Origin of the sequence: Psychroserpens sp. Hel_I_66 (genome assembly GCF_000799465.1) — a bacterium.
Lineage (GTDB): Bacteria > Bacteroidota > Bacteroidia > Flavobacteriales > Flavobacteriaceae > Psychroserpens.
Map to the genome: position 1 here is coordinate 3,110,923 of NZ_JUGU01000001.1, position 23,321 is coordinate 3,134,243.

20 protein-coding genes are annotated in these 23,321 nt (G+C 34.0%); 9 read left to right on the forward strand and 11 right to left on the reverse strand.

Translation table 11 applies throughout. The features are described 5' to 3' along the window. Positions 1 to 10: 10 nt before the first annotated feature. The 5 genes from GQ40_RS13800 to GQ40_RS13820 all read right to left on the reverse strand — a co-directional run bounded on the left by GQ40_RS13800 (position 11) and on the right by GQ40_RS13820 (position 10,131). Positions 11 to 3,049: a SusC/RagA family TonB-linked outer membrane protein gene (locus tag GQ40_RS13800; protein ID WP_047549601.1), complete on the reverse strand. Its 3,039-nt coding sequence runs from the start codon at positions 3,047 to 3,049 to the stop codon at positions 11 to 13. Positions 3,050 to 3,347: 298 nt separating this feature from the next. Further along, on the reverse strand, positions 3,348 to 6,116 hold the full coding sequence (locus GQ40_RS13805) for a triple tyrosine motif-containing protein (RefSeq protein WP_047549604.1): 2,769 nt from the start codon (positions 6,114 to 6,116) through the stop codon (positions 3,348 to 3,350). 93 nt (positions 6,117 to 6,209) lie between these two features. Then, positions 6,210 to 6,938, reverse strand: a complete 729-nt coding sequence (locus GQ40_RS13810; RefSeq protein WP_047549607.1) for an MIP/aquaporin family protein — start codon at positions 6,936 to 6,938, stop codon at positions 6,210 to 6,212. Positions 6,939 to 6,944: 6 nt separating this feature from the next. Beyond that, a complete protein-coding gene (gene glpK / locus GQ40_RS13815; RefSeq protein ID WP_047549611.1) occupies positions 6,945 to 8,447 on the reverse strand; it encodes a glycerol kinase GlpK in 1,503 nt (500 codons plus the stop codon). Between the two features lie 52 nt (positions 8,448 to 8,499). After that, a complete protein-coding gene (locus GQ40_RS13820) occupies positions 8,500 to 10,131 on the reverse strand; it encodes a glycerol-3-phosphate dehydrogenase/oxidase (protein WP_081990221.1) in 1,632 nt (543 codons plus the stop codon). A gap of 72 nt (positions 10,132 to 10,203) precedes the next feature. Here GQ40_RS13820 and GQ40_RS13825 point away from each other — a divergent pair, with 72 nt between their 5' ends. After that, positions 10,204 to 10,959: a DeoR/GlpR family DNA-binding transcription regulator gene (locus tag GQ40_RS13825; RefSeq protein WP_047549613.1), complete on the forward strand. Its 756-nt coding sequence runs from the start codon at positions 10,204 to 10,206 to the stop codon at positions 10,957 to 10,959. Between the two features lie 27 nt (positions 10,960 to 10,986). Continuing rightward, positions 10,987 to 12,489: a sulfatase gene (locus GQ40_RS13830; RefSeq protein ID WP_047549616.1), complete on the forward strand. Its 1,503-nt coding sequence runs from the start codon at positions 10,987 to 10,989 to the stop codon at positions 12,487 to 12,489. Here the strand turns inward: GQ40_RS13830 and GQ40_RS13835 are convergent. The 3 genes from GQ40_RS13835 to GQ40_RS13845 are packed head-to-tail and all read right to left on the reverse strand — an operon-like array spanning position 12,479 to position 15,644. Then, positions 12,479 to 12,904, reverse strand: coding sequence for a hypothetical protein (locus GQ40_RS13835; protein WP_047549619.1), 426 nt, complete (start codon positions 12,902 to 12,904; stop codon positions 12,479 to 12,481). The two genes, GQ40_RS13830 and GQ40_RS13835, sit on opposite strands and share 11 nt — an antisense overlap. Then, complete coding sequence (locus GQ40_RS17630) at positions 12,901 to 15,090, reverse strand: energy transducer TonB (protein WP_231565580.1); 2,190 nt, start codon at positions 15,088 to 15,090, stop codon at positions 12,901 to 12,903. Before GQ40_RS17630 ends, GQ40_RS13835 begins: the two co-directional genes overlap by 4 nt. Before the next feature lie 11 nt (positions 15,091 to 15,101). Beyond that, positions 15,102 to 15,644 carry an RNA polymerase sigma factor gene (locus GQ40_RS13845; RefSeq protein ID WP_047549622.1) on the reverse strand — a complete coding sequence of 181 codons (543 nt, stop codon included), beginning with the start codon at positions 15,642 to 15,644 and terminating at the stop codon, positions 15,102 to 15,104. 172 nt (positions 15,645 to 15,816) lie between these two features. On the opposite strand from GQ40_RS13845, the gene GQ40_RS17635 reads away from it, so the two are divergent. Beyond that, positions 15,817 to 15,966: a hypothetical protein gene (locus tag GQ40_RS17635; protein WP_156115589.1), complete on the forward strand. Its 150-nt coding sequence runs from the start codon at positions 15,817 to 15,819 to the stop codon at positions 15,964 to 15,966. Here the strand turns inward: GQ40_RS17635 and GQ40_RS13850 are convergent, their stop codons facing one another. Next, positions 15,967 to 16,749: a TerB family tellurite resistance protein gene (locus GQ40_RS13850; RefSeq protein WP_047549625.1), complete on the reverse strand. Its 783-nt coding sequence runs from the start codon at positions 16,747 to 16,749 to the stop codon at positions 15,967 to 15,969. A 116-nt stretch (positions 16,750 to 16,865) separates the two neighbouring features. Here GQ40_RS13850 and GQ40_RS13855 point away from each other — a divergent pair, with 116 nt between their 5' ends. The 4 genes from GQ40_RS13855 to GQ40_RS13870 all read left to right on the forward strand — a co-directional run bounded on the left by GQ40_RS13855 (position 16,866) and on the right by GQ40_RS13870 (position 19,840). Further along, a complete protein-coding gene (locus GQ40_RS13855) occupies positions 16,866 to 17,276 on the forward strand; it encodes a BrxA/BrxB family bacilliredoxin (protein WP_047549627.1) in 411 nt (136 codons plus the stop codon). Positions 17,277 to 17,383: 107 nt separating this feature from the next. Further along, a complete protein-coding gene (locus GQ40_RS13860; RefSeq protein WP_047549630.1) occupies positions 17,384 to 18,121 on the forward strand; it encodes a lysophospholipid acyltransferase family protein in 738 nt (245 codons plus the stop codon). Between the two features lie 11 nt (positions 18,122 to 18,132). Beyond that, on the forward strand, positions 18,133 to 19,122 hold the full coding sequence (locus tag GQ40_RS13865) for an acyl-ACP desaturase (protein ID WP_047549633.1): 990 nt from the start codon (positions 18,133 to 18,135) through the stop codon (positions 19,120 to 19,122). Positions 19,123 to 19,183: 61 nt separating this feature from the next. Beyond that, positions 19,184 to 19,840 (forward strand): HD domain-containing protein, encoded by a 657-nt coding sequence (locus GQ40_RS13870; protein ID WP_047549634.1) that lies wholly within the window; start codon positions 19,184 to 19,186, stop codon positions 19,838 to 19,840. 1 nt (position 19,841) lies between these two features. On the opposite strand, the gene GQ40_RS13875 is transcribed toward GQ40_RS13870, so the two are convergent. Continuing rightward, a complete protein-coding gene (locus tag GQ40_RS13875) occupies positions 19,842 to 20,717 on the reverse strand; it encodes an AraC family transcriptional regulator (protein WP_047549637.1) in 876 nt (291 codons plus the stop codon). Positions 20,718 to 20,916: 199 nt separating this feature from the next. On the opposite strand from GQ40_RS13875, the gene GQ40_RS13880 reads away from it, so the two are divergent. Beyond that, complete coding sequence (locus GQ40_RS13880; RefSeq protein WP_047549640.1) at positions 20,917 to 21,495, forward strand: hypothetical protein; 579 nt, start codon at positions 20,917 to 20,919, stop codon at positions 21,493 to 21,495. Between the two features lie 72 nt (positions 21,496 to 21,567). Here GQ40_RS13880 and GQ40_RS13885 read toward each other — a convergent pair whose 3' ends face one another. After that, on the reverse strand, positions 21,568 to 22,521 hold the full coding sequence (locus GQ40_RS13885) for an NAD-dependent epimerase/dehydratase family protein (RefSeq protein ID WP_047549643.1): 954 nt from the start codon (positions 22,519 to 22,521) through the stop codon (positions 21,568 to 21,570). Between the two features lie 194 nt (positions 22,522 to 22,715). On the opposite strand from GQ40_RS13885, the gene GQ40_RS13890 reads away from it, so the two are divergent. Beyond that, positions 22,716 to 23,243, forward strand: a complete 528-nt coding sequence (locus GQ40_RS13890) for a hypothetical protein (RefSeq protein WP_156115590.1) — start codon at positions 22,716 to 22,718, stop codon at positions 23,241 to 23,243. Positions 23,244 to 23,321: the final 78 nt, after the last annotated feature.

The window sequence follows — 23,321 nt, forward strand, 5'->3', positions numbered from 1 at the left end:
TATTTTTTTATTAAAAGTTTGCTCTTACACCAAATGTAAACGCTCTAGAATCTGGATAGCCTGTATCTGCATTAGAAAACGTATTTCTAATATTAACTTCTGGACTATACCCAATATAATCAGTATCTGTAAATAAATTAGTACCTGTTATGTAAAATCTTAATCCTTCAAGTCCAATTTGTGAAACTGTCTCGTTATTTAAAGTATATCCTAAACTTACCGTTCTTAACCTTACGTAAGATGCATCTTTTACTGCTAAAGAATTTAGATATAAAGGAGTTGTATCAAAACTAGGTCTTGGAAATGTATTAGATGGATTTTCTGGTGTATAGTAATCTACTTTTACACCATTTAATTTCCCTGAAAGTGTACCACCATTATTAAAATCTGATAAGAATGGGTTGATTTTAGTAGCACCTTCTACAAAGTAAAAATCAACAAATAAATCAAATCCCTTATATTCTAGGTTTGTTGATAATGACCCAAACCAGTCTGGATTTGGATCTATAAAGACTCGGTCGTCTTGAGTAATGATGCCATCACCATTAACATCTGATATCTTAATATCTCCAGGACGTAAATTTTCTTGTGGTAATGCAGAATCTGGATTTGCCTGTGGTGCATTTTCAAAATCTTCACCTTCTTGCCAAATACCAGCAAATTGATACTGGTAGATTACTCCAACTGGTTGACCTACGTAGTAATTGAATGTATTGTCTTCGGTTATGACATCTCCGTTTCCGTCGTTATATAGCTCGATAATCTTATTTTTATTATTAGACCAGTTTGTAGAAACCGACCATTTAAAGTCTTCTGTGTTGATAAGATTTGCAGTAAGATTAACTTCAAACCCGGTATTTTGTAATTCACCAGCATTAAAATAAGTATCAGTAAATCCTGTGGTTGATGGCACACCTCTTCTTAATAGTAAATCTGTAGTTCGAGCATCGTACCAGTTGATACTTCCGAATAAAAAACGTTTAAATAATGAGAAATCCAAACCAACATTTGCAGTCGTAATTCTTTCAAATCTTAAATCTGGGTTAGGTAATGTTGTTGATGGAGAATACCCTGAAGCAGACTCACCATCAAAAATGTAGTTTTGACCTTCTGCAGTAAAAAGAGACCTATAAGCAAAACGTGATGCATTTACCAATGAACCATAACTCAATCTTAATTTTAATTCTTGAACAGCATTGGTGTTACTTAAAAAATCTTCTTTGTGTATTTTCCAAGCTACGGATCCACCACCATTTTGACTCCATTTATTTCCTTCTGCATTTGTAGAAGAAGCATCACTTCTAAAAGACCCTTCTAAAAGGTATTTATCAAATAACGTATAACGTAATCTCCCAGCAACCGAAGTAAGGCTTACCTTACCTAGATCATCACGTTCTACAAATACATTACCGATTGCATTCGAGATTCCATTGTAACCTAAGCTCTCGTTTGTAAATCCTTCTCCTTGGGTAAAGGTTCTAAAAGAATTAAATTCTTGAGCTTCATGTACTGCTGTAAAATCAAATTTATGGTCATCATTAATTTTGGCATCATATGTTAAGACGTTTTGAATTAAATAGGATTCCTGTAATCTATTATCAATTCTAGCAATACCGTTAACATCATCTCCAGCCGAACTTAAAGATGATAAATATTGTCCTCTTTCTGAAGTTCTTCTCGTAAAGTTTGTTTTTAATTGGTACTTTAAGTTGTTTGTAATTTGCCAAATAGGACTGATGTTTACAACAAAATCATTTCCTTTTTCTAAATTATTTTGCTCTCTAAGATTCCAAAGTGGATTTACTGCAGATAACTCTTCACCACTAGGAAATTGGGTTAGATTACCGTCTTCATCAAAAGCTCTTCCTAAAGGAGAGAATGTAATTACATTAACGTTAGCAGCTCTATTGATATCATCATTTAAAATATTTACGTCGAAATTCACAGAAAACTTATCACTTATTTCTTGATCTACATTTAAACGGAATGTTTTTCTTGTATAATTAGAAGTTGGTATAATCCCTTCTTCTTTAAAGTAGTTAATACTACCAAAGATCTTTGTTTTTTCTGTTCCTCCGGAAATGCTAAACGCTTGACTATTGACGTTACCATTACTCACCAATAATTCTTCCCAATCCACGAAATCATTATTAGCTATAGATTCTAATTCCAATTCTGAAAAAATCTCTTCGTCTTCGGAATAGACATCACCATCATTATTAGCTCTTACAGCTTCTCTTCGCAATTGCGCAAATTCTTGTCCGCTGTAAACATCAAAATTTCTTTCAATAGATTTAGTCGTATAAAAACCGTGATAGTTGACACTAATTTTGCCAGCCTTACCACGCTTGGTTGTAATTAAAACAACACCATTAGCACCTCTTGATCCATAGATTGCCTGAGCAGATGCATCTTTTAAAACTTCAATAGATTCTATATCATCAGAATCGATATCTTCAATACCACCATCTCTAATAATACCATCCACTACGTAAATAGCACTAATATTACCTTCAATTGATCCACGACCTCTTAATAAAATTTCTGAAGTTCCACCAGGACGTAATGTACCACCTCCAACATCTACTTGAAGACCTGCAATTCTACCTCTTAGCATCTCATTAACGTCTGATACTGGAGACAACATTGCTTTCTCCATATCTGTACTTGCTACAGCATTAACAACGTCACTCTTTCTTTGAGTACCATAACCAACAACAATGACTTCGTCTAAAGCATTACCTTCTTTAAGACTTATAGTCATGTCACTTGTAGTAACTGTAAGCTCTTGAGTGTCGTAACCTAAATAAGAGACTACGATTATAGCAGATTCGTCTGTTACTTCCAATGTAAACATACCATCAAAATCTGTTGATACACCGTTTGATGTACCCTTTTCTACTACAGATGCTCCAGGCAATGGCATATTATCTGCTGCTGAAAGCACTTTTCCTTTTACTGTAGTTTGCGCCATTAATGAAAATGAACTACACAGTAAAAAGAGACATAAGAATGTTTCAATTCTAAATTTTTGAAATTTTAATTTCATGAATTTTGGTTTAGTTTATTAAATGTCAAAATTATAATTAGACTTAAAACTGTTCTAATGTTCAGTATTAAGCTTTCGTAAATTTAAATGCAATTCGTTGTTAAATTGATAAAATATACCACGATAAAAAACGAACATCGTAATTTTTGACGTAAAATGACTTTAAATATAGCCTCGTGTTTACCGTAAATACTATTATTTGTTAACGAATGTTAAATTACTGTAAATCTCAATAAAATGGGTGATTTATTGCTCATGTAGTGGTAAAGTCTAGGTAGAAAACAGCCCTGTCGAGGTATTAAAATTTTAAGATATAATTAACTAGGCTGTCATCATGGTTAAGATTTAATCTTTTTCTAAGTCTGTACCTTTTTGTTTCAACACTTTTGGTTGAAATATTGAGAAGAGGCGCAATCTCTTTTGATGATAAATTAAGTCTTAAATAGGCACAAAAACGTAAATCGTTAGGAGTTAAATCTGGATGTTGCGCTTTAATCTTATCTAAAAAATCTTTATCTGCATTATTAAATGCTTGTTTAAAGAATTTCCAGTCTTTGGTGTTGTTTAAATTGGTATCTATTAAGCTTATTGCATCTCCAAGATCTTTTTTAGTATTACTTTTTTTAAGTTCTTTCTTTATTTTGTTAAGTAACTCATTCTTTTTGATGATACTCATTGTAGAAATGACGAGCTCACGATTTTTACTTTCTATATCTTGGTTAAGTTTCTCGTTTTTAATCTGGATAATGGTTTTCTCATTCTTAATCTGCTCATGCTTTAAAATTCTAACGTAATAAAATTTATAAGCTTTGTGAACTAAAAAGCCAATTCCAATTAAAGCTAAGACATAGATGGCGATTGCAAAATCAGAAATATACCAAGGTCTGTTTATTTTAAAATTATATGGATTGCTGTTTTGTGATATTTGATTACCTACTTTTGCTCTTACTTCAAAAGTGTAATCTCCAAAAGACAAATTCTCAAATTGAACACTAGATTTGTTAGTCCAATCACTCCAATTATCAATATGTCCCATTAACTTATACTGATATGTGATGTCGAGGTATTTATCATATTGAGGTACCGAATATTGAAATGTTACAATACCTTTTTTGTGATCAAACTCGCCTTTTTCTGAAATTGATAAAGCTCTTGTTTGCTCGTCAATATTTTTGATTGTAACTCTGTTTAAATAAACATTATAATCATATTGGTAATCTGTTTTTGAAAGATCTAAAGTAAGGTAACCGTTAGTTGTCCCTAAAACATAAGTTTCATTTTTTATATGCTGAATGTTCTCAAAACCCAAAACACCTGCTCTTAAATTAGAAGGTATAGGGATGTTGGTGATTTCTGGATTATTCGTAAGATCATCATTTTTAATATAGCTTATATTATTTTTAGAGAACATCCAGAGTTTCCCTGTTTTATCTATTTCCATTTTGCCAGAGGTGTAATCTTCTGGTGTAAGTAATGCACTCATTAAAGAGTCTTTGATAAAAACGTTTTTAGTTTTTTCATACCTAAAAATACCCTCATTTGCTGCATATAAAATAGCATTGCGATAAGATATCAAACTAGAGCTTTTGCTGGTTGGTACTTCTGGGTGGAGTTTTACAGAATCAACTTTTCTATAAAAATTGTCAATTTGCATACTGTACAAACCTTTGTATTCATGATTAACAAATATCTCGTTATCATCATTAATTTCAAAAAATCTCGCAGAATTGCCAAAACCTTCAACCTTATGTTTTAAACTCCATAAGCTGTCTTTCTTTTCAAGAATATAAAGTCCGCTGTAATTACCTTGCAATAGTAAGTTTTGATGATTAGGGATTTTTTTGAAATTCCAAGCACCTAAAATTGTGCTTATCTTTTCCGCAGTATTATTATCAATTAAAAAGGTGCCAAGATGATGACCGCACATTAAGTTTTCACCATCACTGTATAGACTCCAAACTTGACCAGCTGTGCCTTCTACAAATTGAAAAGCTTGATTCTTGTCATCTAAAGATCTATAAAAAAGCCCTTGGTTAGTACCAACATACAATTGATTTTTAAAAATGATCGTAGAATAAACAGTTCCTAAAACGCCTTCATAATCAATAAACGTTCTAATTGGAGATTTTACATTTATGCAATTGATCCCATTATCCAACCCAGCCCAGACATTGTGCGTTTTATCTTCAAAAAGTGATAAAACAGTATTGTTGGCAAGCCCTTTTTTTTGATTTATCGAATAATCAATAGCTCCTGTAGTGCTGATTTTTAAAATCCCGTTGGAGATTGTTCCTAAAATTAGACTTCCATCATCGAGCTGGATGCTATTAAATACGTTGAGTGTTTTTAATTCAGAATTACTTGAAACCTCCCAAGATTTTAAGGTATCGTTTTCTAGGTAATAAAATCCGGAATTTCTGGTCAACAAAAGCAATTTATTCTCACGTTCAAAAATATTTATAACACGATCTTCTAAAACGACAGCGTCATTAATTACCAAGGTTGGATTGCCATCTTTTATACTGAAAATCCCTTCATTTGCGACATGGTAATATAATTGATTACCAACTAGAAATACTTTGTAGATGATACTTTCCGAAGAAATGATTTTGAAAGTTTCGTCAACTTTGTGATAAAAATAGAGTTCGTGACCAGATTGAAACAAGATCCATTCATCGTAGTCAAGGATGTTCCAGATTTGATCGTCTTTAAACTCTTTATCTTTTAACTTCGGAAGTAAAGACATATAGTCCAATCGACCCAATTTGTTCTTTTGCCAATAGCCAAATTCCTCATAGCAGCCTGTATATATTTTGTCATCAATAACATTTACTGCACGCATAACCGAATTGTTTGGTGACACATAACTGGTCCAAACGGAACCATTATATTCCAATAAACCTTTATTGTTGGCTACATAAATAAACTCATTCTCTGCTTGGGAAATCATCCAGTTTTGATTGTCTCCATTATAATCTGCAGATGAGAATTTTTCAATAGGAGGCAACTCCTGCGCGTGAGTTTGCAAGCCCAAAAAAAGGAATATAATTGAGAGTAGGTGTTTCATAGACTATGTAAAGATACTTTTAGAAACTGAACAAACAAAATGCCAATCCACAATGAATTGACATCTTAAATTTAATTAATAAAATTGTCTTTTTTAAGAAAGTGCCAGCATAAGTAAAGCAGCCAAGCAACCACCAGCCAGAGGTCCAATAACAGGAATCCAAGAATAGCTCCAGTCACTATTTGCCTTATTTTTTATTGGCAGGATAGCATGCATAATTCTTGGTCCTAAATCACGAGCAGGATTTATGGCATAACCTGTTGTGCCGCCAAGTGATAGACCAATAGACCAAACCAGAAGCGCTACAGGTAGTGCGCCTAAAGAACCTAAACCAACAACGGTTTCGGTATCATTGATACTGGCATCTGTAAAATATAAGATAGTAAACAATAAAACGAATGTCCCAATAGCTTCACTAAATAGATTCGAAAATGTATTTCTAATTGCTGGTGCAGTGCAGAATACTGCTTTTTTTGTATCTGCATCCTCGGTCTCATTAAAATGTAATTTATACATTGCCCAAACACAGGAAGATCCTATCATGGCGCCAATCATCTGTGCTAAAATATACATGGGCACATCTGCCCAAGGGAATTTTCCTGCCACAGCTAATGCCAGTGTCACCGCAGGATTAATATGCGCACCACTATGAGGTCCAACAATAACAACAGCGACGTAAACCGCTAAAGCCCATCCCGTAGTAATAACGATCCAACCACTGTTGTTTCCTATGGTTTTATTTAAAACCACATTTGCAATTACACCGCCTCCTAATAAAATCAAAATAGCTGTACCTATAATTTCTGCTATAAATGGTGTCATATTTTTTTATTTTGAATTGCTTTTTGTCCAATATTCCAAAGCATCAATAGCTCTGTACCAGCCTTTGATATTCGCTTCGGTTTCTGCTCTATCTGTAGTAGGCTTAAAGGTTTTATCAATTTGCCAAATATCTTGAATTTCATCTGTACTCTCCCAATAACCAACTGCTAAACCAGCTAAAAAAGCTGCTCCCATTGCAGTCGTTTCTACTATTTTTGGTCTCACCGTTTGTGTATTTAGCACGTCACTTTGAAATTGCATCATCATGTTGTTTATCGTTGCTCCGCCATCTACGCGTAATTCTTCAATTGAAATTTCAGCATCTGCCTCCATAGCTTTTAGAATATCCATAGTTTGAAATGCTACAGATTCTAAAGCTGCTCTGGCGATGTGTGCATCTGTGCTTCCTCGTGTTAAACCAAATAAAGTCCCTTTTGCGTGTTGGTTCCAGTGTGGTGCACCCAAACCAGCAAACGCGGGAACAAAATAAACGCCATCTGAACTTTCTACGGAATTTGCCAGTTTTTCTATTTCCGAAGAATTTCTAATAATCTTTAATCCATCACGAAGCCATTGTACAACTGCGCCAGCAATAAATATACTGCCTTCTAAGGCGTATGTTGTTTTTCCGTTAACTTTCCAGGCTACAGTGGTTAATAAGTTGTTTTTAGAAACTATTGGTTTCTCACCAATATTCATCAACATAAAGCAACCTGTACCATAGGTGTTTTTGACCATTCCTGGTTTTGTACACATTTGACCGAAAAGTGCTGCTTGTTGATCACCTGCGATACCAGCAATTGGTATTTTTGAGTCGTAAAAAGTAGATTTTGTGTGACCGTAAACTTCACTGGATTGCTTTACTTCTGGCAACATACTTTTTGGGATTGTTAAGATTTCCAAAAGTTCATCATCCCAATCCATCGTATTGATATTGAACATTAAAGTTCTTGAGGCATTTGTAACATCAGTAATATGCTGTTCGCCTTTGGTGAAATTCCAAATAAGCCAAGTATCTATCGTGCCTAAAATTAAATCGCCAGCTTCTGCTTTTTCACGGGCTCCATCAACATTGTCAAGAATCCATTTTACTTTGGTGCCAGAAAAATAGGAGTCTATTACCAATCCTGTTTTTTGTCTAAAAAGATCGTTTTTTCCTTCTTTTTTGAGTTCGTCGCAATAATCTGATGTTCTTTTATCTTGCCAAACGATAGCATTATAAATAGGCTTGCCTGTATGTTTATCCCAAACGATAACGGTTTCACGTTGGTTAGTAATGCCAATGGCAGCGATGTGTTTAACATCGAGTCCTTTTTTGGCAATTGCTTCTGCAGCAACACCAGTTTGGGTTGACCAGATCTCGGTTGGATCGTGTTCAACCCATCCTGGTTTGGGAAAATATTGTGTAAATTCTTTTTGTGCCATAGACACTACATTACCTTTTTTATCAAACACAATGGCTCTTGAGCTCGTTGTGCCTTGATCTAATGATAGTATATATTTTCCCATATGGTTATTTTTAGTTACGCTTTCCGAAGAAAAAAATCGGAAAAAGAGTAAATTATTTTAAAACGTATTGCTCTGCAATTTCTGTAAATTCTGAAATTTGCTTCATGCGCCAATCGTCTGTTTGATTGAGCTCTTTGCGAATAATCTCACCAACCAAAGGTGCGATTTCAATGGCTGCCTTAGCGTCTAAAAATAAAACCCGAACACGTCTTGCCAAAACATCTTCTATAGTTCTTGCCATTTCTTGTCTTACAGCAAAAAGCACTTCGGCTTTTGTGAACTGTAACCGTTCATGTAAACGCTCTGATAGGCTTGGGTTTTCTTGACTTAGCTTCTCAATTTCTTTTTTATCTGTTCCATAAATATACAAATGATTTGTGCGATCTACGGGTCCATTCGCGCCATGAATCAACAAATCTTTTGTTTTGCATTCCTTGTTTGGTAACTTGTTTAATTCAATAATCTTATCGACTGTATCTTGTGCCATTTTTCTATAAGTTGTCCATTTGCCACCTGTTATGGTAATTAAATGAGAGTCTGAAACGATAATCTTATGGCTTCTTGAAATTTCCTTGGTTTTTTCAGATTTATCCTTTGGAGCAGCCAAAGGTCTCAAGCCAGCGAAAATACTCAGCACATCGTCTTTAGATACATTTTTATTTAAATATCGATTAGCAGTGTCAATGATAAACTTGATTTCCTCATCCAAAGGTTTTGGCTCTAAACTGTGGCTATCTAATAGTGTATCTGTTGTGCCAACTACCACTTTGTCGTGCCATGGCACTAAAAATAGTACGCGACCATCATCTGTTTTGGGAATCATAATGGCATCATTGCCAGGTAAGAATGATTTATCAAAAACCAAGTGGATCCCTTGACTGGGTCTAATGCTATTTTTTGCTGAAGGATTATCCATTTTTAAAATATCGTCTGTAAATACGCCTGTGGCATTGATGACGGTTTTTGCATGTAAACTATATTCTTCGTTAGTTTCGGTATCAATAGCAATAACGCCATTAACTAGGTTTTTTTCATCTTTTAAAAGATGTTTTACTTTGCAATGGTTAAGTACTGTAGCGCCATGTTCTATACAACTTTGTGCAATATTCACAGCCAGTCTTGAATCGTCAAATTGACCATCATGATAAACGACACCACCTTTAAGATTGTTTGTTTCAAGCGTTGATAATCTTGAAATGGTTTCGGATTTTTTTATTCTAATTGATTTTCCGAAGCTTAATTTGCCAGAAAGGAAATCATAAACTTTTAACCCGACTGTATAAAATATATTGTCCCACCATTTATAATTAGGGATAATAAATGATTGGTTGCTAACCAAATGTGATGCGTTTTTTAGCATCAGGCCTCTTTCGTAAAGTGCTTCGCGAACTAAATCAATATTGCCCTGGGCCAAATACCTTACGCCTCCGTGAACTAATTTTGTGCTTCGGCTCGATGTGCCTTTGGCAAAGTCAACTTGCTCTAAAAGCAACGTTTTATAGCCTCTTGTTGTACAGTCTAAAGCTACTCCTAGCCCTGTTGCGCCACCACCAATGATAATAACATCCCAGTCTTGAGTAGATTTTAACTGATTTAGTAAGTTTTCCCTTTTAAACACAAATTTGTTGTTACAATTAATTTCAAATATATAAAATAATATCCAATACGAAAGAAAATGAAACATATTTTAATAAAATGAAATATAATTTATAATTTAATATTTCATTTAGTTTCGTTTTATTATATTTGCTTCTGTATGAAAAGACATCAAGACATATTGAATAGACTTGCGAAGGAAAAACATCTTGAGGTTTTAGAATTATGTGAGATCTTAGACGTGTCTGCGGTAACGATTAGAAAAGATTTAAAATTATTGGAACAAAAAGGGTTGCTTCATAGAACTCATGGAGGAGCATCCTTAGAAAACCCGTATATAAATGAGCGGACGGTTGTTGATAAGGAGAAAATTTCCGTAGAAGAAAAAAATGGGATTGCTCAATTGGCAGCAACAAGAATTGTTGAAAACGACTCTATCCTAATTGCGTCTGGTACAACGGTACAAGCTTTGTCCAAGTTTGTAAAAGCACAAAATAAGCTCACTGTGATTACGTCTTCCCTACATGTGGTTCTAAATTTAATTCACGATAAGAGCATTGAGATTTTACAATTGGGTGGTTATATAAGGCACAGTTCTGTATCTGTAATTGGAAACTATACAGAGTATATTTTAAAAAACGTGTCCTGTAGTAAGCTGTTTTTAGGTGTAGATGGTATTGATTTAGATTATGGATTATCCACAACGAATCTTGAAGAAGCGGAATTAAATAAGAAAATGCTCAACGCAGCTCAAAAAGTGATTGTCTTGGCAGACTCTTCTAAGTTTGGGAAAAAGAGTTTTGCTCGTATTTGTGATTTGTCCCAAATTCATGAAATTATAACAGATAAGGGAATTTCAAGCTCCATTAAAAAGAAGCTTGAAGAGAAAGATATTAAAGTAACTATAGTTGACTAAATAAATTACCATAAAAGATTTATAAAAATGAAACATTCTTTTTTTCTAATGCTTGTTGCAGTATTGTTTTCTTGTAATTCTAAAAAAGAAAATATAGAAATTTCTCAAAGCGAAAGCCAAAACCAAAAGCAAGACAAACCAAACATTATCTTGATTGTTGTGGATGATCAGGGATATGCCGATTTTACGCCTTTTGATAATCATGATGAAACGGTTTCTACACCAAACATTTCAAGACTTGGTGCCTCGGGCACTGTGTTTACGCAAGCTTATGTCACTGCTCCAGTTTGCAGTCCTTCAAGAGCAGGAATCTTGACTGGTAAAAATCAATTTCGTTGGGATAAACCAGCAAGTTGGGGGCCAGGATTACCTGATAGTGTCAAAACGATTGCAGAATATTTAAAAGAAGCAGGTTACGCAACAGCAAGAATTGGAAAGAATGATTTAGGTCGAAATTTTCATAAAAATGATGTGCGAGAATACCCTTTAAACCATGGCTATGACGAATTTTTAGGGTTTTCTGCTCACGCACATGATTACTGGTTAAACTCACAAAGCATAAAAGAGCGTACTCCAGATCCATATGGTACAAGCGCCTTGCTTGGACCATTGATGCATAATATGGGAGAAAAAAGTTATGAAGAAGGGTATTTGACAGATATTTTTACTGATGAATCTATAGCCTACATGAAACAAAAAAGAGATAAGCCTTTCTTTTTAACCTTGTCTTACAATGCGGTTCACCACTTAATACATGAAGTACCTAAAAAATATCTGGATAAATATAATGTAAAGGTAATCCCAAATTACGATCCCGATAGTTTAGTGGCTTATGGAAAGCATAAGGAGGGAACTTACTCTGCTTATTATGATAAGTATTCTAGGGTTGGAGCTATAAATACAACAGATTTACGAAATTATTATTTAGCAAATCTCAACTGTCTAGACGATAATATTGGTAGGGTATTGGATGCTTTAAAAGAAAACGATTTAGAAAAAAATACGCTTATAGTTTTTATTTCAGATAATGGAGGTTCACCATTAACTGGAGCCAATAACGCTCCATTAACGGGTGGAAAATATTCACTTTGGGAAGGCGGAATTAGAGTGCCAATGGCTGTAAGCTGGCCTGGAGAAATTGAGGCAGGAAAAACAGTTACCCAATATGTGTCTGCAACAGATATCTTGCCAACATTAGCAAAAGCAGGAGGTGCAACAGTCACCGATAAGGATATTGACGGTATTGATTTGTTCAGTCCACAAGACGATCGATTGTTAGTTTGGAAATGGCAGAAAACCTGGGCAGCGAGACAAGGCAAATGGAAAATTACCAATGCCAAAGAAAACCATTGGAAAAGTGAACCATCCAATCAATACATCGCACCAATTAGAGATGATTTAACGATTAAGCTTTTTGACATTGAAAATGATCCTGGCGAACGAAATGATGTTTCTGAAGATCATCCTGAAATCGTAAAACAATTACAAGACGCTTACAATAACTGGTGCGAAGTAAATATCATAAAGTAGAATATTTAAACAACTTTAATCGTTGGGCAAGTACTACATCGGTTTTGTAAAAGATTATAAAATCTGCAAACACTCTGTTGGTTTTATCCCTTGGTGATTTTGTGTTAAATCGCGCTTTAGAATTATTAAAATCGAGTGTGTATTTTGAGTCAAGATCTGAAGCTTCCGCAGAAAAAGTTATGACTTTGTTTTCTAAAGTCCATGTGCCTTTTCCGTAAGAACGGGTTTCTTTTGGAATTCCGTTTGCTATAAACCTATAATGATAAAACTCAAAAGTTCCATCGTGATTTAAGGTGAGTTTGCGTATGTGGCTAAACTCATCGGTATCTGATTTTATTTGATACACACCAGCAACGTCTTGAGCATTTAAAATAAATGCGTGGAACAGGAATAATAAGAGTAATAGATGTTTCATAATTTATCAAAGTTACTATTTAATTGTTCTAATTCGGTTTTGAGTTGATCGATACTTACCTCTTTAAAATTCAAATTGATATTTGGATTTATTTCTGTTTTCGTTTCAACCATATCGTAATAGAGTTTTCCGTTTTTCCTTTTTATAGCTACTAAAACGATGTCTTCATTGTCTGCAATAGTTCTAAAATCATAAAAACCATTCGTTTTCCAGCTTGGTAAAACCGAGTTATAAGCTTTAAATACCATGCTTATACTCGCGCCATCGGCATCTTTTATTTTGAGTTTATATGTTATTTGTTTTTTTCTTCCGTTGATAAAGCGATCGCAATTGATCCAACCTAAATTTGATGTTCTGAGCACATAGTAACCTACGTCTTTTGATGAAATGCTTACATCATCAACATCGCTTAATCTTGTTTCAAATTCTTTTGTAGTTATAACTTCTGTGCCAACTGCAAATCTTTTTTTAGGTACTAATTCAAAAATACGTGTTGATGGTATTTGAGTAGTTCCCCAAAGTTTTCTAATGATATGTCCTCCTCGAGTAATAGAATCATCCTCAAGAATTTTAAATTTTGTGTTTTTCATCTCAAATAATGGCTTGCGTAACATTACTGTTGGTTCTGATTCTAAACCTAAAACACCAAAGAGGCGAATCAATTTTTCTTTTTTATATTGTCTCCATTTATCTGCGAATGTTGAATCTACAGGGAAATCCTTGTCATGCATCACTTCTCGTATAGTCTGCACAATACCTCTTGAAGTAGAATAGAGCGTGTCCATTTCAATACCACTAACAACTTGTCGATTTATTCCAATAGAATCTTGGATTCTAGTAGTTATAAAATTTGCAGAGCCATTTTCCGTATCAAACTGACTAGAATTTTGTTCGCCATCAATTTCAAAAACAATAGGTAAAGAATAAGGCACGTTAACAGGTTTCCCACGTTGCATCCCAGGAATCATTTTAGGCAATAAACCAATCACACGATCTGCTTGTTCGCTCAGTCTTGGGTGAGACCCTCTAGATTGAATAAAAATCACATTTCCATCTTTGTCAATTTTAAATATGGAGTTGATGCGCTGCCTCCCAGATAATCCTAACCCTATCGCAACCTTAGTATTAAATCTGGTTGTTATAAATTTAGAAATAGCATCACTTGTACATTTTTTACGAGCTTCATTTGTGCCTTCATTTTCACATCCTGGGAAAGTTGGAACTTGCTCAACTACGTTAAAAGGCACATCAATGTGGTCTTCAATTTCTTCTTCGGAAATATCTAGGTCTTCCAATATTTCATCGTTTTGAAGCGTCCAATTAATATTTTCATCTTCCCATTCTCCGTTAAATAACTGCATTCCTTTCTTTTTGTTTTTCGTCGGAAATGAGATTTCTATCGGTTTATCGTCTTTTAAATTCAAATCTGTACCACCTTGTTTAGCCTCAATAAAAAGCATACCTCCAGTTTCTAGTTGTTTTCCGTTAGACACTGTGGAAAGATTTGCCAAAAGGATATCTGAGAGTTTGTAATATTCTGTGACTTTTAATTCTATTGTTCCGTTTATGGTTTTTCCCGTTTTGGAATTGACAAAAGACCCTTTACTAATTTTTAAAACGGTTCCCTCTTTACATATTATAGTGGTATCGTTTTGAGTATTAAAACTAATGGTTTGCGGTCGTTTTTTTATCTCAAGATTAGTTGTAGACGCTATACCGAGTTTTGAACTATTTGATGTTGTTTTGTAACTTACTTGGTAACTGGATTGTTTTTCAATGGTATCTGTTATGTCTTCGGAAACGTCTAAACTTGAATCAATTTCATTATTTTCAATAAAAGTAGAATCAATAACTGTGGTTTTAGAGTTATCAGATTTTGGAGCTAGTTCATTTTCGGAAGTATTAAAAACCAACGTGTACAACATCACCATTGCTCCAAGAATCACGATAGATATTCCTGCAATTTTTAACCATTTCTCAACTTTATAAGCGCGTTTTGCTTTTTGGATATCGGTTTTAATTTCTATGCGTTCTATGCCATTTACAAAGACGATATGTTGTTGGTAAATGGTATTGAATTCACTGTCATTTTGTAGTTTAGATTCAAAATTCAATCGCACTTCTTTTGAAAGCAGGTTGTTGAGGTAATCGTTAATGAGTTCTATATATTGTGTGTAAGTTTCCATGCGTTCTGTGTTTAGGATTGAACCGATTTTAGTTTGGTTTGATAAATGTCTTTTGCTTTTTTTAAGCACTTATACTTCTGGTTTTTTGCAATTTTTGCAGATTTGAATTGCATCACTTTTGAGATGTCATTAAACGACATCGCTTTTTGATAAAACAGTTGTAAGAGTTGTTGACATCGTTTTCCAATTTCTAGAAAAGCATGTTCGGCAAGTTGGTATTTTTTTTCTTCAATGACCTCTTGAAATACTTGAACGTCTTGCGCATTGAGTTCTTGTAATTGTTTTTTGGTGTGGCTCTTTTGAAGATCAGACCATACAAATCGGGATACCGAATATAGATAGGTATAAAACGAAGAGGTGAGTTTGAATTCTGATTTTTGAAGATTTCGATTTAAAATAATCAGTGCTTCTTGAAACACATCACTCGCATCATCTTTACTGCCACCTTTTGAAAGTACTAGTTTTTCAATTTTAGGGTAGAGATGATAAAGTTTTTTGAATGCCTTATCCCGTTGACCGTTTTTAAAAAGTACTAAAATGTCTTGATCACTCATACATGCTTTTACTTATTAATGGTCAATATTTAAAAAGGTCTCCTCAATTTATGAAGTTAATTTAAAAAAAGAGAATGTTAATATTAAATCATGGTTGAAAAAAAATCAATAATTTTGAATAACATTTTTTTGAGGTGTTTAATAGGCATCTACATCAATAAATTTATTACTAATGGATTTTTTAAATCTTATTACAGGAAAAGTAGGTTTTATGCTGCTTGCAATGCTGGCTTTAGCATTGTTTATGTTCAGAAAATATAAATCTGAACGTTATTTCAAAGACGTTGAAAAGCGAATAAAGGAAAGGCAAAATAAACATTAATTAAAAACCGCGTTCCTTTTGTAATTGCTCGTAAGCTTTTTGCACTTGTCTAAATTTTTCTTCTGCACCTGCCTGATGTTCTTTACCTAAATGAATTACTTTATCTGGATGGTATTTTTTTGCCATAGTTCTATAGGCTTTTTTAACTTCATCATCGGTTGCTTCTTTAGTGATTTCTAAAATTTTGTAAGCGTTATCGCTACTGTTGTAAAACATGGCCTTTATGCTTCCGTAGTCTCGGGAACTGATGCCTAAATAGCCAGAGATCATATAGATTTGAGAGACTTCATCTTCGGTAACCATACCGTCTGCTTTTGCGATTCCGAAGAGAAAATGAAGCAATTGTAATCGTGAAGAATGATCCATCATTTCACGAATTTGTAAACATACTTTACGGGTTGGGATTTGTTGCTTACTTACGTTTTTGAAGAGTCTAAATGCGTGATTGGCTCTATCTTTACCGTACATGCTTACAAATTGCTGGCGCACATAATCGAGTTCGCTTTGATCTTGTTTACCATCTGCTTTGATAATTACAGATGCCAGTATTAAAAGGCTTACCTCAAAATCACCAGATCGGGTTTGAGGCCTGGTTTGTGATCTTGTATATGTTGTGCGCTGTTTTTGCTGTGTTTTTGGTCCAGAGTTTCCTTCTCCCAATAAAAAACCTCCACCTTCTGCAGCACCATCGATCAAACTTCCAATGGCAAGTCCAATTATAGCACCAATTGGCCCACCAAAAGACCAGCCCAAAGCACCTCCTATCCATTTTGCAAAACTCATAAACTATAGATTTTATTTATATTCAAATATACTATTTGTTAGTATAAATGGTATAGACTTTGTTACACAATTGGTATCTTTGTAACTTAAATCAATAATAATTAAATATAAAATATATGTATCCAGCAGAATTAGTAAAACCAATGCGTGAGGATTTAACCAAAGTTGGTTTTGAAGAATTACAAACAGCAGATGCAGTAGATACTGCTTTAGCAAAAGAAGGCACAACATTAGTTGTCGTTAATTCGGTTTGCGGTTGTGCAGCTGCCAATGCTCGTCCTGGAGCGAGACAAAGTTTACAAAATGCAAAACGTCCAGATCATATTGTAACGGTTTTTGCAGGTGTTGATAAAGAGGCGGTTGATGCTGCGAGAGGGCACATGGTGCCATTTCCACCAAGTTCACCAAGTATCGCTTTATTTAAAGATGGAGAATTAGTGCACATGTTAGAACGTCACCATATTGAAGGTCGTCCAGCGGAATTAATAGCAGACAATTTAATGGATGCTTACAACAGTCACTGTTAGAAATAACGCTATTTCAATGAATAGTTAGAAATGAAGCCACGATTTTAATCGTGGCTTTTTTTATGATTTATTTTCATTTTTTATTTTCATTCAGCTAATTTTACCACATGAGAAAACTTTTGGCATATCCATTAACCGTTTTATATTATTTGGTCTTCGGGTTGACGTTAATCATCTTCCACCCAATACAATGGTTTTGTTTTAATGTTTTAGGCTATCAAGCCCATAAAAAAAGTGTTGATGCCCTGCAGTTTTGCTTAATGCGCTGTCTCAATATTCTAGGTACACGGTTTACTTGGGACAATCCTCATGACATCCCAACAAACAAACCTTTACTTGTCATATCCAACCATCAGAGCACCTATGATATTTCGCCTATAATGTGGTATATGAGAAAACATCATATTAAATTTGTTGCAAAAAAAGAATTGGGCAAAGGCATCCCAAGTGTGTCTTACAATCTACGTCATGGTGGCTCGGTTTTAATAGATCGAAAAAATCCACGTCGTTCTATACCTCTAATGATGAAATTTGCGGAATATATTGAAAAGACTAATAGAGCAGGTGTCATTTTCCCTGAAGGTACTAGAAGTAAAGATGGTTACCCAAAGCCTTTTAAAACAAAAGGTGTAGAAATTTTAATCAAAAAAATGCCATCCTCTTTAATTGTGCCAATAACCGTTAATAATTCTTGGAAAATGTTTCGCTACGGAAAATTCCCAATGGGAATTGGAAATCATATTAAATTCACTATACATAAACCCATAGAAATCGCTAACTTTACAGATAGACAGGCATTGTTAACAGATGTAGAAAACATTATTGTCAATGCTATTACTCATTAATAAAATAGTTTATGTCCCTAAAAAACATAAGATTAGAAGTGATGCAGCACCTAGAAAAGGATGTTGATCAACTTATAGAAAAATACCTCATTCCTGTTGAAAAAATCTGGCAACCGACCGATTTTTTACCAAATTCTGAAAATGAGAGTTTTTATGAAGAGGTTAAAGAAATTCGTGAACTCTCAAAAGAATTACCATATGATTTTTGGGTGGTTTTGGTTGGTGATATGATTACCGAAGAAGCTTTGCCAACATACGAATCTTGGTTAATGGATGTGGAAGGCGTAGGGCAAATGGAACGAAATAGCTGGTCAAAATGGGTAAGACATTGGACTGCGGAAGAAAACCGACATGGAGACGTCCTCAATAAATATCTGTACTTATCTGGTCGCGTGAACATGCGCGAGATTGAAAAAACCACACAACATCTTATTGCAGATGGTTTTGATATTGGTACAGATCGTGACCCATATAAAAACTTTGTCTATACTAGTTTTCAGGAATTGGCCACTTATATTTCCCACAACCGTGTTGCCAAAATGGCAAAGGAAAAAGGAAACAAGCAATTGGCGAAAATGTGTAAAATCATTTCTGGAGATGAGATGCGACATCACCATGCTTACTCTGAGTTTGTTGAGCGCATCTTTGAGGTAGATCCAAACCAAATGATGATGGCATTTCATTATATGATGAAACAAAAAATCGCTATGCCAGCTCATTTTTTAAGAGAATCTGGAGAAAAAATAAGTACAGCTTTTGAAGAGTTCTCAAATACAGCACAACGCATTGGCGTTTATACATCTGCAGATTATGTTGATATTTTACAAAAACTGATTGACCGATGGGATATTGGAAATACCAAAGGTCTCAACGACGAAGCCGAAAAAGCGCGTGATTATTTAATGAATTTACCAGCAAGAATGTTGCGCCTCGCAGAGCGAATGAAGATTCCAGAAAACTCCTATCAGTTTAAATGGGTTGAGCCTGCTCGATTAAAATAACCAATTCGTAAATCACATAAAATTCCTTTCAACTTTTGAAAGGAATTTTTAATTTTAGGTCATGCATACTTCCGTAGAAATAATAGAGAAAACCAAGCAATTTGTAAAAAAAGAACTCGAAAATGCCGAAGGTGGTCACGATTGGTTTCACACCCATAGGGTATTTAAAAACGCAATGCTCATCTCTAAAAACGAAAGTGTAAACCTATTGGTTGTTTCACTTGGTGCCTTGCTGCATGATATTGCAGATAGCAAATTTTACAAGGGAGACGAAACTATTGGGCCTCAAAAGGCACGACAATTTCTGTTTGAAAACAATGTGGATTCTACCGTAATTGAACACGTCGTGAACATCATTAAACATATATCTTTCAAAGGCGGAAATGAGGCACAAACCTTTTCTTCTTCGGAATTGGATGTTGTGCAAGATGCAGACCGTTTAGATGCCATTGGAGCCATTGGAATTGCCAGAACTTTTAATTATGGAGGGTTTAAAAACCGAAAATTGTTTGATCCAGACATAAAGCCTAATCTAAAGATGACTAAAGCAGAATATAAAATTTCTGAAGCACCAACTCTTAATCATTTTTATGAAAAACTATTACTCTTAAAAGATAGAATGAATACTAAGACCGGTAAAACAATTGCGGAAAAGCGACACCAATATATGGAACAGTTTTTAGATCAATTTTATGCAGAGTGGGATGGGAAGAAATAATTTAGTGCATAATTTGGGTTAATTCCTTACGGTACTTTAGCGCGCTTTTTCCTGTAAATTCCTTAAAGAGTTTATTGAAATGTGAGAAATTATTGAACCCGCACTCAAAAGCAACATCAGAGATACCCATTTGACTTTCAGAGAGTAGTTTTGTAGCGTGTACAATGCGATACTCGTTCACTAATTGCGTAAACGTTTTACCCGTTGATTTCTTGAAGTATCTGCAAAATGCAGGAACTGTCATACTTACCTTATCTGAAATTTCGTCTAGCGATATATGGCTTTGAAAATTATTATTGACATGTTTGTAAACGATATCTATTTTAGCGCTATCCTGTAATTCTGTTTCAAAAACAAATCCGTTTGCATTTAATATTTCATAGTCTTTTACTTCGGCTAATTTTTGTAAGATTTTCAGTAAAAGTAAAACGCGCTCAAAACCATCTACTTCATTTAATTTCTGGATTTTTTTGCCCAAACGTCTTTTGGTTTCTGGTTTAAAAAGAATTCCATTTTTAGAACGCTCAAATAAAGCATTGATTTTTACCATTTCTGGAAGATCAAAAAAGTCTTCACCTAAAAAGTCTGGTTTAAATTGTACCAAAACTTCTGAGCCCTGTTGAGTTAGGCGATCAACAAAACCGTTATGTGGTAAGTTAGAGCCAATTAAAATGAGTTGACTGTTATTAAAATAGGAAAGGTGACTACCAATATGGCGTTTGCCTTGACCTTTATCTACATATACTAATTCTATTTCTGGGTGAAAATGCCAATAGGGCTTTCGGTCACCGTTGTGGTTAGAGTTACTTTTCTTTACAAAAACAGAACTCCCAAAATTTGGACTTATCTTTTCTAATGCAGGTTTTCTTTGAATCATAGATTTGTAATTAATGCAAATTTAAAACAATTGAAATTAGAAATGTATTCAAAATTCGCACTAAACTATGCTATATTAACATATATAAACTTTTATAACAATTATAATGGTAAAATAGAATATAAATCAGCCAAATCTGTTGTTTTCTAAAAGCCTATTACACTATACCTTTGTCATGTAATCATAAAACCCAAAAATGATGAAAACAATTAAAAGATTATTAGTAGTAGCTATAATGTTGACAATGGTAACAGGCTACGCAAATGAAAATGCAAATGATGTTTCAGCAAAAGTAATTACAGTTTTAAAATTCTCAGATGTAAAGAAAGGACACCAATATACAATTATAGACAATGAAGGTGTTGTTCTTTTTAAAGAGACGATTGAACGTAATGGCTCATTCTCAAAGAAATTCGATTTTACAGCATTAAACGAAGGTTCATATACTGTAGAATTAGAAAAAGACTTTGAAATTATTGTAACACCATTTATTATCCAATCCAAGAATGTTGTCTTTTTAGATAGTAAGGTCACAACAGTTTTCAAACCTGTAGTGAGATCAAGAGACAATCAATTATTGGTTTCTCAAATGTCTTTAAATGAGCAACCGTTAAAAATCGAATTGTATTATAACGATGAACTTATATTAAAAGACGAGTTAAAAGGAAAAAGTGTTTTGTCTCAAGTTTACCGATTATCTGCTAATGAAAAAGGAGATTATTATGTACGTCTTGAATCTGGAAAAAGAGTCTATAAAAAAAGTTTCGAGATTAAATAAAGATTGGTATGTAAAAGAAAAAAAAGCACTTTCATCGAAAGTGCTTTTTGCATTTTAGTAATCTTTATAAAATTAAAGATCCCTGTAACGTTCTCGTAACTGAGTAATCATTTCGGTTGTCATTTTTTCAAGATCAAAGCTGTAAGACCAGTTCCAATCTGACCTCGCAGCAGAGTCATCAATAGATTTTGGCCAGCTATCTGCAATCTCTTGTCTAAAATCTGGATTATATGTGATTTGAAACTCAGGAATATGTTTTTTAATTTCTTCGGAAATATCCTTAGGTGTAAAACTTATAGCAGATAAATTATACGAAGATCTAATTTTTACATCATCTGCAGGAGCTTGCATTATTTGAATAGTTGCATTTATAGCATCCTCCATAAACATCATTGGGAGTTCTGTGTTTTCAGATAAAAAAGATTCGTAATGTTTATCTATAATAGCTTTGTGGTAAATTTCTACAGCATAATCTGTGGTTCCTCCTCCAGGCATCGTTTTCCAACTGATAATACCAGGATATCTAATACTCCTCACATCAACACCATATTTTTTATGGTAATATTCACACCAGCGCTCACCAACTTGTTTTGTGATTCCGTAAACAGTTGTAGGCTCCATTATGGTATGTTGAGGTGTATTTGTTGTTGGCGTAGTTGGTCCAAAAGCAGCAATACTTGATGGCCAAAATACTTGTTTTATAAAACCTTCTTTTGCCAGATTTAATACGTGAAAAAGAGAATCCATATTTAGATCCCAAGCCTTAATTGGGTATTTCTCTCCAGTAGCACTAAGCATAGCTGCTAAGAGGTAAACAGTATCAATCTTGTGTTTCTCAATACAAACTTTAACAGAGGCATAATCTTGTGCATCTACAATCTCAAATATTCCAGAGTTTATAATTTCAGTATTATGATAACCAATGTCACTTGCTACAACATTATCAGAACCATAGACTTCTCTTAACTTATATGTAAGTTCAGATCCTATTTGTCCACCAGCACCAATAATTAAAATTCTAGGCATATAATTTATTTTTATTCTGCATTCAAAAATAAAAAGAATAAAACAGTATAAACCTATTTTAAGAAAATTATATAATGATTCATTCTTCGCTTTTCGGTTTAAAACTAAAACAAAGAGGTTACTCTTTATTTTTTGTTAATTGCATCTAAGATATTTGCACTTTAGTTATATTTACTCCAAATTGAATATTTCCAATGATGCGCATTTTTTTGGTAGCTTTTCTAAGTTTTTGTTTTTTAGTCACCAGTTGTAAAAGGGAGAAAGTTTCCGAAGTTACCGAAGTAACACAACAGCAAAAAGAGGATAACACCATAACTCAAAAAGATATTGAATCTTTACGTTACGACGATTATGGGCTAAGTGCAGATTCTCAAAAAGCAGTCACAGATTGGCAAAGATTTCAGGATTTAAATATACAAACTGAAGTATTGAAAAATGGCGATTTGAGCTATTTTTCTGGCGATCCACTATTGATTACCACTCTCATGCAAGAGATGAAGGGGCAAATGCCTAAACAACTTAGAAGTAATGAGATTTTAGCCAGAATTACTGCATTAGACACAAAAATTCAAAAACTTAATAGCCTTTTGAGGATCGATAATATTAGTAAACAAGAGAAATTACAAGCTATTAAAGAGTATTTGATAACAGTGTCAAACTTAAATTTACAGATGAATAAGAAGTTTGAGTTTGAAAAAAACAACATTCTCAAACCAGAATAGGAAGGCAATGCTCGATTTACACCTCTTAATATTTTGTTAATATGTAACAAAATGAGTTTTAATGCTTCTAATTAATAA

Excerpts from the sequence above, each read along its gene's own strand:
- GQ40_RS13800 (WP_047549601.1), bottom strand. The coding sequence starts at position 3,049 with ATGAAATTAAAATTTCAAAAATTTAGAATTGAAACATTCTTATGTCTC.
- GQ40_RS13805 (WP_047549604.1), bottom strand. The coding sequence starts at position 6,116 with ATGAAACACCTACTCTCAATTATATTCCTTTTTTTGGGCTTGCAAACT.
- GQ40_RS13810 (WP_047549607.1), bottom strand. The coding sequence starts at position 6,938 with ATGACACCATTTATAGCAGAAATTATAGGTACAGCTATTTTGATTTTA.
- glpK (WP_047549611.1), bottom strand. The coding sequence starts at position 8,447 with ATGGGAAAATATATACTATCATTAGATCAAGGCACAACGAGCTCAAGA.
- GQ40_RS13820 (WP_081990221.1), bottom strand. The coding sequence starts at position 10,131 with ATGTTTCATTTTCTTTCGTATTGGATATTATTTTATATATTTGAAATT.
- GQ40_RS13825 (WP_047549613.1), top strand. The coding sequence starts at position 10,204 with ATGAAAAGACATCAAGACATATTGAATAGACTTGCGAAGGAAAAACAT.
- GQ40_RS13830 (WP_047549616.1), top strand. The coding sequence starts at position 10,987 with ATGAAACATTCTTTTTTTCTAATGCTTGTTGCAGTATTGTTTTCTTGT.
- GQ40_RS13835 (WP_047549619.1), bottom strand. The coding sequence starts at position 12,904 with ATGAAACATCTATTACTCTTATTATTCCTGTTCCACGCATTTATTTTA.
- GQ40_RS17630 (WP_231565580.1), bottom strand. The coding sequence starts at position 15,090 with ATGGAAACTTACACACAATATATAGAACTCATTAACGATTACCTCAAC.
- GQ40_RS13845 (WP_047549622.1), bottom strand. The coding sequence starts at position 15,644 with ATGAGTGATCAAGACATTTTAGTACTTTTTAAAAACGGTCAACGGGAT.
- GQ40_RS17635 (WP_156115589.1), top strand. The coding sequence starts at position 15,817 with ATGGATTTTTTAAATCTTATTACAGGAAAAGTAGGTTTTATGCTGCTT.
- GQ40_RS13850 (WP_047549625.1), bottom strand. The coding sequence starts at position 16,749 with ATGAGTTTTGCAAAATGGATAGGAGGTGCTTTGGGCTGGTCTTTTGGT.
- GQ40_RS13855 (WP_047549627.1), top strand. The coding sequence starts at position 16,866 with ATGTATCCAGCAGAATTAGTAAAACCAATGCGTGAGGATTTAACCAAA.
- GQ40_RS13860 (WP_047549630.1), top strand. The coding sequence starts at position 17,384 with ATGAGAAAACTTTTGGCATATCCATTAACCGTTTTATATTATTTGGTC.
- GQ40_RS13865 (WP_047549633.1), top strand. The coding sequence starts at position 18,133 with ATGTCCCTAAAAAACATAAGATTAGAAGTGATGCAGCACCTAGAAAAG.
- GQ40_RS13870 (WP_047549634.1), top strand. The coding sequence starts at position 19,184 with ATGCATACTTCCGTAGAAATAATAGAGAAAACCAAGCAATTTGTAAAA.
- GQ40_RS13875 (WP_047549637.1), bottom strand. The coding sequence starts at position 20,717 with ATGATTCAAAGAAAACCTGCATTAGAAAAGATAAGTCCAAATTTTGGG.
- GQ40_RS13880 (WP_047549640.1), top strand. The coding sequence starts at position 20,917 with ATGAAAACAATTAAAAGATTATTAGTAGTAGCTATAATGTTGACAATG.
- GQ40_RS13885 (WP_047549643.1), bottom strand. The coding sequence starts at position 22,521 with ATGCCTAGAATTTTAATTATTGGTGCTGGTGGACAAATAGGATCTGAA.
- GQ40_RS13890 (WP_156115590.1), top strand. The coding sequence starts at position 22,716 with ATGATGCGCATTTTTTTGGTAGCTTTTCTAAGTTTTTGTTTTTTAGTC.